Below are 12,634 nucleotides of genomic sequence, written 5' to 3'. Positions count from 1 at the left end.
TGCTCGATGCTGAGGATTAAAGGACATTGGATTCAAAAGACTTTGGTAAAATGCTTATGTATGGATGGGCCCTTGATGCGCCAGCTCAGCGGGAGTTCGATCTTCACGCGCGGGTCCTGGCCACTCGATTTTCGGTCCTTGGTTCCGGTGTCGCCAAAGGCGCACGGGTCGACTTCAGGAACTACATTGATTACCTTCGCGTGTCAGAGGGCCTTCCTGCGTCATTTGCTCGGCTCGAGGAACTACGCGGGACTGGGCTTAGTCCGGAGCTGTATGCAACCGCGGGTATGACTGTCGCGCGCCGTGCAGGGGAGTACGGGCAAGCCGCTGATTTCCTACTCGTGGCCTATGGTGCTTGGCCAGAGAACATCAGTGTCTTTGTCTCATTGGTTGAAACACTTATCTCCGCGGACCGAGTTTCGCAGGCAGCTGATCTACTTGGTCGTGTGAATCGACCCGAGGCCATTCAGGTACCACGGTCGCCTGAAGGCTTGAAGCTCGGCGAAATGGCTGCAGTTTGCGGAGCATGGCCCGATGTCGAGCGTCTCATGAAGTCGAGCGTCGCAGATAGGGACACCCTAGCTGCAAGGGTTCTGGCGAAACGTGCGGAGTTGGCACTGCTTTTTGAAGGCCAGACTGAAGATGTTCCAACGTTCGTCTTGAACCTGCCAGAGGACAACCGAAAAGTCGACCTCCTTATGGACCTTTACCACCGGTTCGGTGTTGACCCTATCTGGCATGGTGCAATAGACGGACGCGCTATCGAACCGTCAAGCCTGCCTGACATCGCGGCGCACCGCGGGCTGAGGATCGGTAAGGGGGCGCTTGGGTGCGCTCTCGGTCATGTTTCGATGTGGAAGGCGTTCCTGGGGAGCAACCAAAGCCACGGACTGTTCCTGGAGGATGACGGATTACCTTTTACCTGGCGAAATATTCCCTATGTTATTGATGATGCTGGGGACTTCGATGTGTTGTTTGTCAATGAACGCATGTCCGCCGTCAAGGCCGGCGCCGTTTCGACAGCCGTGAGTACCCTGTGGGAAACCCTTGGTTCAAGGCCAGATACTGTCCACGGCTGGGGTGCAGATGGCTATGTACTATCCAAACGCGGTGCGGAACGGCTCCTTGACGCCGTGCTCGAAGATAAGGTTCTGGGCCACATCGATGGGCAGATCGCTTCCTACGGCATTCCGCACGATGCGGTCCCGCAGAGCGTTGCACAGACTATCGGACTTTCTGTCCGGAAAACTAGTCGGTACACGCCTACCCTAGATATCAAGTGCCTGGATTTCCCGTTGGTTGCAAGCATGGACTTCGGAGACTCAACTATCGGTAGGGTGGGCGGCCACTAGGTCCAAAGGTCTCAGATTCCGATTTACTTGATCGTTAGCCAGCGAGTTGTGAACGCGGTCGCCAAACTGGGATCGGTTGCCATTTGAAATACTCTCACCCGGTACTTCCCGGGAGGCAGGTCCTCAAAAACAACCACCCGTCGATCGGAGTAACTACGGCGTCGAACAATTTCTGAGCCTTTGAAGAGCCGGTAGGAGAGTTGGACCCCGGCTGGCGCATAAACCTTAATCCGGATGCTCCTCGATCCCTGATCCGCTGTCAGGATATAGGGCAATGATTCTTCAGGCGAACCCGCAACCCACTGCTCAAGGTTGGCCCTGAGGAAAAATCTGAATACCGAACCAACATCGGCGTGGGATAGATCCGCGAGGATCGTGAGATTGGGGGGATTGATGTTCTCAGCAGACATTCCTTCCAATAGGGGGCGAACATGCCGAGGAAGGTGATGGTCGTTGTCTCCAACTAGGATCGATACCTTGGTTTTATCGGTAGCCTCGAGAGCGTATTTGTCAACTATGCCATCCAAGTGAGCAATATCATCCTCACCCTCGCCTCCGGCCATGAACCTCAGCACGTTCGGGTGCGGGCCTGCGACGAAAGTTCCTATTCGTGTTTGTGGTGCACCGACAATTATCCTGCCGGCGTGCAGTGCAAAGCCGTGAATCAGCGCTGCGGTTCCACCCTTTGACGATCCTGCAGTAACAACGTCAGTGACACTAAGTCTATTATGTTGAACAACTTCCTTAATCAAGGACTGGACGGTTTCAAATATGGCGGAGGAGCGGTGATCGGAATGATAATATGCGCCTTGGTCTCCAAAGTCATCCAAGATATACAAAGCACTTATGTCGACGTCATCCACTGTTGCTTTATAGTTGTAGGTGAAATCTCCAGGATTATGTATCGCGGTAAATACAACTGTCAACTTTTTTCGCCCTAGCTCCGATTTTCCCGGTACAAATAGAAAGTTCAGAGGAACATTACTTTCGTAGCGGGACCAACCTGCAAGGGAAAGATTTCTATCTGTGTAGCTGAAGTTATCTAATCGAATTTTTGTTTCTAACTTTGCGTTCTTTCCCGAGAATCGAATAATTACTACCTTAGCCGAAGTTGATTCCCCAAACTTCGGAAACCGCCATCCCATAGGTTTAGGTTTTTCGACACCTTCACGAAGCGAAAGCGATGTCGGTACATCTGCAGAAAACATAAGGTCCATCACTTTTTGGCCGCCGTGAAAGAGTTCAAAGCCTTGACCGTGTAACGTCACGTCGACTTCGGTGCCGAGGTTCCATAGGAGTTCATAGTCATGCTCAGCGGTGCTGGAAATTGAGTCTTCTAGGTCGAACTGCGGTGTTCCAGAACCATCTGTAACTGCAAATGTACGTTGATGAATTACGTTCTCATATCTAGCATTGGTTCCAACGACCGTGAATCCATTCGGTCCTTCCTCCACCGTTCGGAGGGCTACTTTATCCTTTTTATCGTCGGTGCGCGGCAGGCTCACGCCATCAACGACAAGACTGTTATGAGCAAACTGGGAGTAGGCATAACGAGAGAACGGATCCTTGTAGTCGTAGCTATATGGTCCAGACTCACTAAGTAGGTCGATACCTTTACTACGTAGAAAAAGGCTAAGATCGTCAGAATGTTTGTGGTAGTCAGCATTGTATGCTGCCGAGAAAAACGCGAAAGTCGCGTCGGAATCACCCCACTGGCTGCGGTAGATTGCGTATCCTGAGTTGGGCAACAGAAGCCAGCGCTCTTGTGGGGGGCGTCCACGTGCACCGACGCTACTGGCATAAGCGAACTCAGGAGTTGTGAAGATTTTATGAATGCCCGAACGGCTTACTGCTGTTTGCTGGGTGTCACTGATCGGTGGGTATACACCGTCCGGCATCAGCGCGTGGGTGGCGTATCGTTCTGCTCGGCTGATCAGACTGGCGTAATAGGAAGCATCGGGGTGGTCAGCAATTGCGGCAATGCGTTGAACATTCGCGACCTGTCGGGAAACCATCAGGTGGTATGTGGGCGTATTCTCCACATGAACACCATCATTTGTAAAGCATTCACTGAAGTATGCTTTCAAACGGCGCATTGCCGTATCGAAATAGGATTCAGAGCGGGCTTCGTGCGGCGAAGCGAATAAAATACTCCAGTAGAGCAGAGCGAGATCCTGGAACATACCGTGGTTATTCCCAGAAGCGTGAAAGTAGTCCTGAGCGAGGAGGTCAGCTGTCTTACTAATGAGTGGTTCCAAAACTTGCTTTGAGAGCTCCGGCTGAATGTCCCGTACCCTAATTTCCAAGGAGATCAAATTCATTAGACGTTGCGCAGTAGTCTCGTCATGATGAGCCATCGGCTGTGAGCTCGTTGGGGCAGGATGTCGTTCCGCCCAATCTTTCACAAGGGATATCGCCATGAGGGCCGCTTGATCGGCGGTCTCGTCATTTCTAAGTACCGTATCGAACCAGTCCACGAAGAATATGAAGCCATGAAGATAACGCTGCTGGCCTCGACGAAGGGGCGCAGACCAAATTGCGCCCTGATCATAGTCAACGTCCCCGAAGGACGGAGAGGAAATTAGACCATTCTCAATGAAGTTCATTGCCCTGGAGGTGCTGACATCCCCTGGCGTTGAAGGCAACAACTCAAGAACAATCCCTCGGAGCGTCGACATCTGAGTCGTTGTAACCATTTCCCCTAAACCTAATGTGTATGACATGCGGACCGACATCGAACCCGGTGCGTGTGGACCGGCCCACTGTTCAATTCATCAAGCTTAGCCGCGATCCGAAAAGATGACGTCCGCTAGACGGGCCTACGCGTGACAACGAGTCCGCAAGGTTGAGTGAGTCTTGCAGTGACTATAGATTGCTCAGGCAGTTGGGTCGTTTCGTCGTCTGACCGCATCGTGTCGAAATGTGGGGAATCCTGGCCTCGGTAGGAGACAGTCCGGTATGGTGCTGGGGCGTATGGCAGTTTGGTCAGGTAAGCGTTTAGCAGGTATGTTGTCAAACCTTTCCAGCGCTCTATTGAGCGCTTTCCTCTGGGGTATATCTAGCCGGTTCCCAATGCGGCGCGCAGAGTAAAATCCATATGCTCTGGCCTAGAGCCTCGGTCGCTATTTCACCGTTGCGGTCAGGTTGAGGTTGGACACCTTCACCATGGTCATTTTGATTATTGTCAGTGCCTTACCGTCTGGTCCTTTTCCCGGCGCCGCGACAGCCCCCAGCTTTGATCCAGACGGAACGCCGCCGAAGGAGATGGTGATTTGTTGTCCATTCTTCGCTAGAATCGCCCGGTTCAAATTCGTGTCAATAGTAACGGCGGCATCGGTAACCCATTGCCAGGTCAGTGCTTTGCCGGAATTCGCTTTCACTACATCGGCAACTACCAAGCTGGCGGAATCGAGCGTGATCGTTCGGGTTGCTGAAGATGTCCCAGGTAGGGCCTGAACCATGTCAACCGATGCCGACGACGACGAGAGTAGCTTCGTTGCGCCCTTAGCTCCAATCGGCTGATTCGACTGCCCGAGGAGCAAGGTTGAATGAGCGGACGTGCCTGGCTTCCAGAAGTCCCAGCGGGTGGCTGCGCTGTAGTATCCGGTGGGGTTGTTAAGTTCGGTTCCCGGATCGATGGACCACTGAACTCCCTTCCGGAAGAAAGAGACAGTGCCGACGTCAAGATGGGAATGGGCCGTGGTGTTCTCCCCACCCTTCAAGGTTGCAGTTCCGGCCGTGGAACCGCTCGGAAGATGCAGAGCAGCGAATCCGGTGAACGGATAAACCGTTGATTTCTTCGCCGGAAGTTGACCCGGCTTAGCCCACCACCACATGAGTTGAGAGTCGGGCTTGACCTGGTTCTCCTTCCAAACCCACGCGGCAACCCCAGGGTCCTTCGTGGTGTATGAGATCCAAGCTGGCATCAGAGGACTAAGCGGGTTTGGTTCCGAATCCGCGAACGGCGTCGGCAACCCATCGGGCCCGGTGCTGTTCATCGCGTAGTCAGCTGTTTTGGCCAATGAAGGAATCAGAATCGGATTGGAAGCGTAAACATTGGGAAGGGTGGAATACACCGTAGCGAAAGCGCGGCTTTCATAGGTCCAGTACCCGGGTCCCTCTTGAGACCCGCCGTCGGCGGTGACCATGGCAAGGGCCGGCTGGATGGAGACCAACGATTCCTTGGCCAGTGCGCCGGCCTGTGCGGGTGACTTCTCTAGATAGACGGCTGACGCGACGAATGTAGCTGCATTGTGAATCGCGGCAATATTCGTGGCTGCATCGACAAAGTTCTCCCGGTCTGCATGAAGACAGGTTTGCGGGCCGAGCCAGCGCACTAGCACCGTCTCGTCCATACCTGCAACCGGTGCCCAGTCGTTCGCGGTGCCCGCAGCGAGAAGGAGATGGGACGCTGTCAGAGTGCTCATTGACTCCGGCCCGCTTTCGAGGATCCTCTTGGTATCCGAGCGCAGAGCGTCTCGAGATTTTGTGTCTCCTGCCTGCAGCCAACCGTATCCGAGCCTTGAAACGCGAGTAGAGAAACTTCCGCGCAATTGATCAATCGTCAGGACATCCGCAGCTTGGTTAGCGGCTCCACGGATCATTTGTCCATGAACCTTTTCAATGGCAGGATCCGATGCTGCCCGCAAGTTAGCATCAGCAATCATTTTGTTGGTTGTGACTACTCCCGGTCCGCTGACGGGGAGCTTAGGCACAAACTTAGACTCAGCTACCGGAAGTGCGCAGCCACCGAGAAATCCAACCCATCCGGAAACGGACGGGATGCTGCCCGTGCGGCCCTCAAGCTCGTCCCGCCACGCTGGCGCCTGCAGCTTTGCAGCCGCAGCTACCTTGCCGATGACATTTCGTTGGGCGACGCGATCGGCAGCAAGGATCGTAGTGAACGCCTCCGCACGAACTTTTGTAGCTTGGTAGGCAGAAGCCGATATACGTGCTGCCTTGAGGTCAGACAGCGCTGTCTTCGCTACATTTTGCTGAACCAGTCGAAGATCTTTCAGCGACTTCATCTGTGTGGCGCTGGTCTTTACAGTCGCAGCTCGCAAACTCTCGGCATCGACTGATTTCGCCGCCGCGGTCATGGCCGTCTGGGTAGTTGCCGCCGTGACTAGAACTCCTGTCTTGTCCAGGCTGATTGTCCCGTTGGCAATCGCGTCCTTCACGATCAGCCCGTCAGCTCGAGCCAGCAATGAAATGAACGGGCGTGAATCGACATATAGGTTTTTGGCTGCTGTGATTTGGGCCCTCAAGGTGGTCCGCTGGTCGCTCAAGCTAGGTCCACCCACTGTCGCCTCGCCTGGGGTTGTTACCGTCGCTTTTGCTGGAGCAGCGAAACGACCGTCTCCATCATGCGCGAAGTAGGAGAAGGAGTAGGTTGTCAACGGTTGAAGGCCCGTGTTCGTTACCGTGGTCTTAGGAACCGGAACATCGCTGACTGCGACTCCCTCCGTTGGGGAAGCAGGTGCAACGTTTCCGGCAGCTCGTCGGATTAGGACACCTGTGTATGCGCTGGACGCTGGGTTGGCCCATCGGAGGGACACCGTAGTTGGTGTTGCAGCATAGGCAGTAACTGCCGATACCGGAGAGACAGGGGGCGCAGTGATTGCAGGACTGCCTGCATATCGGTACATGAAGGCCGCCATGGCATCGCGGTTGACCGGCAGGAGCGGGCGATAGGTTCTGTCCGACCAACCCTCCGAGATCTTCTTGGAGGCTAGCCAGCTGATCTCTTTGTAGAACTGAACGCCGGTGCCTACATCCGTGAATCGCGGAGTCGGGGAGGCAGTGTATGAAGGGCTCCCCGCCAGACGGTACATGAACGCAGCCATCGCGTCTCGGTTAACAGGTTCGAGAGGGCGATAGCTCTTGTCTGGGTAGCCGGTCGAGATCTTCTTGGACGCAAGCCAGCTGATTTCCTTGTAGAACTGCGTTCTCGTGGTGACGTCTGTGAAGGGAGAGGTGGTGGGCGGTGTGTAAGCGGGGCTGCCTGCGAGCCTGTACATGAAGGCGGCCATCGCGTCACGATTTACCGGCTCAAGTGGGCGGAAGGATCCATCTGAGTAACCTGTCGAGATTCGCTTAGCCGCCAGCCAGCTAATCTCATCGAAGAATTGGTTGTCGCTGCGTACATCGAAGAATGATCCGGCCGCAGCAAATTCTGTAGCGTTTTCCTCAGTTTCGAGTGCGTTAGCAGGGCCCATTACAAGAAGGGGCATCACCATTAGGAGCGCTATCATCGAGGCAATCAAACAACGGGCGCGAGTGAAGAGAAACATGAAGCTGACCTCCGCATAAGCCAGCCCCAACGACCGACACCTTGGATAGCTTCCAAGTCATGCTGACCCTACCCTCAGGCGGGTGCGGAAAATCTACTTTCAGCCAAGAATGATCGAATGCTGATTGAAACATGTGGAAAATGGGCGGATCCAGGTCAAGCCGCCCCCTTTCTTCCGTCAGCCCGAGAAATGATCCCAACCGCCCGAAATACGATATCTCGACCCCACATCCACGCCTTGGCGGCCCTCGGTAACCCTTCCGATCTCTAAGAAATCCTCCGGTAAGTTAGTGCCCGATGGGAATGTTGCGAGCAGACCATAGTCCTCGCCGCCCGAAAGCACCCAATCAAGTGGATCAACTTTCAGCAGTGCCGCCGCAGTCAGCAATGGGACTGCGAGAAGCTCGATGGAGCGGGCGTTCAAACTGATGTGTACACCGCTCGCCTTGGCAATTCGTCCGGCATCCCGGACGAGGCCGTCCGACAGGTCCAGCATCGCCCGGGCCCCGGCAGCAGAAGCTGCCGGCCCCGCCCCTAACGGAGGCCTCGGTCGGCGTTGTAGTAATACTAGATCCAACATATCGGGCTCAAGGCTGCTCGCCTCATGGTTGGACTCCATAAGAGCTAACCCGGCGGCCGCCCGACCGACCGTTCCCGCAATTGCCACAATGTCACCACCATTCGCGCCCGATCGTAGAACTGGAGTGCGGGAGTCAAGGGTTCCGGTAACAGCAATTGACACTGCGAGTTCTCGTCCACCCCCTAGGTCTCCACCGATAACGCCGCATCCGCCTGCACCGAGTTGCACGATAGCGGCGGCCAACCCATCCGCAAAACCATCGACCCATTCAATAGGCGTCCGATCAGGCAAAGTGAGACTGACTACAAGTGAAGTCGCCCGGGCTCCCATGGCATTCATGTCGCTAAGATTTTGTGCAGCGGCCTTCCAACCGACGTCAAAGCCGCTGGTAATGTGCCCGTTCATTCGGCTGAGTCTAAAGTCCTGATTCTCGACGAGGGTGTCAATTGAGATCACAACCTGCCCATCGGGGGCAGCCAGGACCGCCGCGTCGTCCCCGGGTCCGACGATTGCAGCATCCGACGAAAGGAGCCGTGGAAATATTCGCTCAAGCAGCGTCGACTCACTGAGCTCGGCGACTGTGATTGACATAGGCCCAACGCTACTATCCCGGAACCACAATCTATAGTGGTATCGAATTGAGTCATTCGAGAGGGGTGCATATGGCCGGTACGCCAAATCAATACCTTCCGGCCGCCCGCCACATGGCACCGAAGGAATCCCGCGATAGGCGGGCTGCGGATCATGCTAGGCCCGAACTGGTTTCGACGCCCTTTACTTCGCACAAGTGGCCATCCCGCGTTGGGGTCTCATCCGCCTACCGGCGAAAGAAGCTCATTGCACTCACGATCGTTCTGTTTGTGGCGCTGTGCCTTCCAACTCTTATCGCTGCGCTAGTCCTGCTGAGATAGGCTGTTGTAAAGGACCAATTCATCTAATTTGGGGACTCTCTTGACTGTAATCATGCCTATCTACGGAACCCGCCCCGAGGCTATTAAGATGGCGCCGATTGTCGCCGCTTTGAAGTCTTCTGCGCGCCTTAGATGTGTCGTGGCGGTCACCGGTCAGCACCGAGCAATGTTGGATCAGGTGAATGACCTGTTTGGCATTGTTCCAGACCATGACCTGAACATCATCCAGCAGCGACAGACTCTAACTTCGATCATGACAAGGACCATCGATGGTCTTGATCAGCTTTTTGAGCAGTCGAAACCTGACGCCGTCATCGTCCAAGGGGACACGACGACATCAACAGCCGCTGCAATTGCTGCGTTCTACCACGGAATCCCTGTGGTCCATGTAGAAGCTGGCTTACGCTCGGGCAACCCCCTCTCGCCGTTTCCGGAGGAAGCGAACCGCAAGATTACCTCGCAAATTGCAAGCCTCCATTTAGCGCCGACCTCCACTAGCCGAGACAATCTTCTGGCAGAAAACGTTTCGGCCAAAGACATAGTCATTACTGGAAACACCGTTATAGATGCATTGCTTGAGACTGTGAAAAGGCAGGTACCATTCGCCGATCCTCAGCTTGAGGAACTAGCGCTTTCCGGTAGGAGAATTCTCCTGGTGACGACCCACCGCCGAGAGAACCAAGGCGAAGCCATGCGGGGGGTTGGACGGGCGATTGCCCGGATTGCCGCAGCAGAGCCGGACCTGACCATTGTCCTGCCAATCCACAAGAACCCCGCTGTGAGGGAGGCAGTGCTTCCTGCAGTTGCCCTGAGCCCTAATGTAGTCGTGACCGAACCGTTGGCCTATGGAGAGTTCACTCGGCTTCTATCGATTGCTCACATCATCCTCACGGACTCCGGTGGAGTCCAAGAAGAGGCGCCGAGTCTCGGCAAGCCCGTGCTCGTGATGCGTGAGAACACTGAACGACCAGAAGCAGTCACTGCCGGAACTGTCTCCTTGATCGGCACTGACGAAGACCGCATAGTCTACGAGGTAGATAGGTTGCTCAACGATGTGACCAGCTTCAATTCGATGGCAAATGCGGTGAACCCCTACGGCGACGGACAGGCAGCCGCCCGGTCCTTGGCAGCCATCGAGAACATGCTAGGCGTGGGTGATCGTATGGCTGACTTCGAATCGAGTTCGAATACTTCCCCAAAATAACAAATCCTAGCTGAGTTTATGTTTCCTATACTTTTAGACATTTCTGTCTAATAAACCACCTGAATACGACAATGAGTGAGTCAGAAGGTCACCAGACGTGTCAAAGGCCCGTGGCACGGCCCCGGATGTTCCTCTGGCTTCTGGTGGTCCAGGGCGGAATGCAGGCGTTCGTTGTTGTACCAGTGGACCCATTCGAAGACGATTGTCTGCACGTCGGTTTCGGTTTTGAGCGCTCCGGTGCGGAATGGTGAACCCTTCGCGATGGCCTCGTTCTTGAATAGCCCCATCACCGTTTCGCGGCGGCATTGAAGCTCCTATAGTTCAACTGAACCGTACCGGGTTTGATGCCGCTTCCTTTTTTGTGAAGGATAGCGATTATGCCCAAGCGATACCCTCAGGATCAGCGTGAGCGTGCCGTGCGGATGGTCCTTGACCATCTCAGTGAGTATGACTCCGTTTTTGCCGCCTGTTCGGCCATCGGCCCGAAACTGAACATCGGCAGGGAGTCCCTGCGGCGGTGGGTACTTCAGGCCCAGATCGACGCTGACGTGCGCCCCGGTGTCACGAGTGCCGAGCAGGCCCGGATCAGGGAGCTGGAGCGGGAGAACCGGGAGCTGCGGGAGGCCAACGAGATCCTGAAGCGGGCCTCGATTTTCTTCGCGAGGGAGCTCGACCCTCGCCGCCGCAAATAGCCGGATTCATCGACGAGCTGCGTGCTGATGGCTACGGGGTCGAGCCGGCCTGCAAGGTCCTGCGTGAGCAGGGCGTGCAGGTCGCCCCGCGGACCTACCGGTCCTGGAAGTCCAAGGCACCGGCTGCAAGGACCGTCACGGACGCTGCCATTGTTAACGCTTTGAAGGACACCGCCGAGAAACCGGAGTCGCTTTACGGGCGGCGGAAGATGACGGCCTGGTTGCGTCGGGAGGGCCACGCCGTGGCCAGGTGCACGGTTGACCGGTTGATGCGGGATGAAGCCATGAACGGCCTCGTCCGGGGCCGGAAACCCAAAGCCGTGACAGCTCCGAAGACTCCCACCGGGCGCCAGACCTGCTGAACCGGGGTTTCACCGCGGCCCGGCCGAACGCTGTGTGGGTCACCGACTTCACTTACGTCAGAACATGGTCCGGGTCTGTGTACGTGGCCTTCGCGATCGATGTCTTTTCCCGCGCAATCGTGGGGTGGCACGGCTCCACGATCAAAGACACGGATATGGTCCTGACCACCTTGAAAATGGCCCTCTGGCGCCGGGACCAGGCCGGGACACAGGTCCCTGAGGGGATGGTCCACCACAGCGATGCCGGCTCCCAATACACTTCGATCCGGTTCGGCGAGGCATTGCTCCTTGAGTGCCTGGCAGCTTCAATTGGAAGCGTCGGCGATGCCTATGACAACGCCCTAGCGGAATCCACGATCGGGCTGTTCAAGAACGAATGCATCCGCAAAGGAAGCCCGTTCCTGGACGGCCCGCTCAAGCAGCTCGCGGATGTGGAGAAGGCGACCATGAACTGGGTCCACTGGTACAACACCCGCAGGCTCCACAGCACCCTGGCCATGGTCCCGCCCGACGAATTCGAGCAAACCTACTACGCTAATTTAGACGCCTCATCAGACGACGAGGCCACCAGCAAGAAGACGTCCTAAACCCCGGTACGGTTCATTCTTCTCGCGGCCGGCGTGAAGACCGCTAGGGACTGCCCCGGATTTGGTTGACTCTCGGGGTCTAGTGTTGTCAGGCGGCTTTGAGGCCGGTGTTTAGTATCTCAAACTCGACGGGTGTTAGTTTCCCTAGCCTGCGTTGGCGGCGTTTCCGGTGGTAGGTTTTCTCGATCCAGGTCACGATGGCCAAGCGCAGATCAGCTCGAGTGGACCACCGCTGACTGTCCAGCACGTTCTTTTGGAGGAGCGAGAAGAACGATTCCATCGCGGCATTATCAGCGCACGCGCCGACCCGGCCCATCGATCCAGTGAGCTCGCCGCCCTTCAACGCACGCACGAAGGCGTTGGATCGAAATTGAGAACCACGGTCGCTATGAACCACCGTCTTGTCCGGATCCCGTAGCGCTATCGCGTTGTGAAGAGCTGAGACGGCCAAGGATGCCTTCATCCGGGAATCGATGGAGTAGCCCACAATCCGGTTCGAGTAGACGTCCTTGATGGCACAGAGATAGAGCTTGCCTTCATCGGCTTGAATTCTAGGCATCGTCGCAACACCCTGAGATTCAGGGAGCATGTTGTGGTCGGTCGACCTCGTGGAAAGCAGAACCTGCAGTACATGGCGAAGGAGCGGGAGGAGTT

7 protein-coding genes, 1 pseudogene and 1 other annotated feature are annotated in these 12,634 nt (G+C 55.8%); of the genes and pseudogenes, 3 read left to right on the top strand and 5 right to left on the bottom strand.

Annotated features, from left to right (window positions below):
- Positions 1–26 precede the first annotated feature (26 nt).
- Complete coding sequence (locus tag ACX80Z_RS00040; protein WP_459314505.1) at positions 27–1,352, top strand: hypothetical protein; 1,326 nt, start codon at positions 27–29, stop codon at positions 1,350–1,352.
- 23 nt (positions 1,353–1,375) lie between these two features.
- On the opposite strand, the gene ACX80Z_RS00035 is transcribed toward ACX80Z_RS00040, so the two are convergent.
- The 3 genes from ACX80Z_RS00035 to thiL all read right to left on the bottom strand — a co-directional run bounded on the left by ACX80Z_RS00035 (position 1,376) and on the right by thiL (position 8,815).
- Positions 1,376–4,048, bottom strand: a complete 2,673-nt coding sequence (locus ACX80Z_RS00035; RefSeq protein WP_459314504.1) for a heparinase II/III family protein — start codon at positions 4,046–4,048, stop codon at positions 1,376–1,378.
- Between the two features lie 426 nt (positions 4,049–4,474).
- Entirely contained in the window at positions 4,475–7,645 is a 3,171-nt protein-coding gene (locus ACX80Z_RS00030; protein ID WP_459314503.1) for an S-layer homology domain-containing protein, read from the bottom strand.
- A 177-nt stretch (positions 7,646–7,822) separates the two neighbouring features.
- Positions 7,823–8,815: a thiamine-phosphate kinase gene (thiL, locus tag ACX80Z_RS00025; protein WP_459314502.1), complete on the bottom strand. Its 993-nt coding sequence runs from the start codon at positions 8,813–8,815 to the stop codon at positions 7,823–7,825.
- A 372-nt stretch (positions 8,816–9,187) separates the two neighbouring features.
- Between thiL and wecB the strand changes: the two genes are divergently transcribed.
- Positions 9,188–10,339, top strand: a complete 1,152-nt coding sequence (gene wecB / locus ACX80Z_RS00020; protein WP_459314501.1) for a non-hydrolyzing UDP-N-acetylglucosamine 2-epimerase — start codon at positions 9,188–9,190, stop codon at positions 10,337–10,339.
- An 80-nt stretch (positions 10,340–10,419) separates the two neighbouring features.
- Here the strand turns inward: wecB and ACX80Z_RS00015 are convergent, their stop codons facing one another.
- Entirely contained in the window at positions 10,420–10,626 is a 207-nt protein-coding gene (locus ACX80Z_RS00015) for an integrase core domain-containing protein (protein ID WP_459314500.1), read from the bottom strand.
- Positions 10,627–10,716: 90 nt separating this feature from the next.
- On the opposite strand from ACX80Z_RS00015, the pseudogene ACX80Z_RS00010 reads away from it, so the two are divergent.
- Positions 10,717–11,980, top strand: a pseudogene (locus ACX80Z_RS00010) (IS3 family transposase).
- Positions 10,986–11,120, top strand: a sequence feature (AL1L pseudoknot). (Overlaps the previous pseudogene by 135 nt.)
- Before the next feature lie 88 nt (positions 11,981–12,068).
- Here ACX80Z_RS00010 and ACX80Z_RS00005 read toward each other — a convergent pair.
- Positions 12,069–12,634, bottom strand: a 566-nt coding sequence (locus ACX80Z_RS00005; protein WP_459314499.1) for an IS3 family transposase, incomplete at its 5' end; no start/stop codon positions are given.

The sequence above is a fragment of the Arthrobacter sp. TMT4-20 genome (assembly GCF_054510775.1).
The sequence above is the reverse complement of the archived record's forward strand: the minus strand, read 5'-3'. Positions and strand labels throughout refer to the sequence as shown.

Bases quoted from the DNA above. Each gene is read 5' to 3' on its own strand.
- wecB (WP_459314501.1), top strand. From the start codon at position 9,188: ATGCCTATCTACGGAACCCGCCCCGAGGCTATTAAGATGGCGCCGATT.
- ACX80Z_RS00015 (WP_459314500.1), bottom strand. From the start codon at position 10,626: ATGGGGCTATTCAAGAACGAGGCCATCGCGAAGGGTTCACCATTCCGC.
- ACX80Z_RS00030 (WP_459314503.1), bottom strand. From the start codon at position 7,645: ATGTTTCTCTTCACTCGCGCCCGTTGTTTGATTGCCTCGATGATAGCG.
- thiL (WP_459314502.1), bottom strand. From the start codon at position 8,815: ATGTCAATCACAGTCGCCGAGCTCAGTGAGTCGACGCTGCTTGAGCGA.
- ACX80Z_RS00035 (WP_459314504.1), bottom strand. From the start codon at position 4,048: ATGGTTACAACGACTCAGATGTCGACGCTCCGAGGGATTGTTCTTGAG.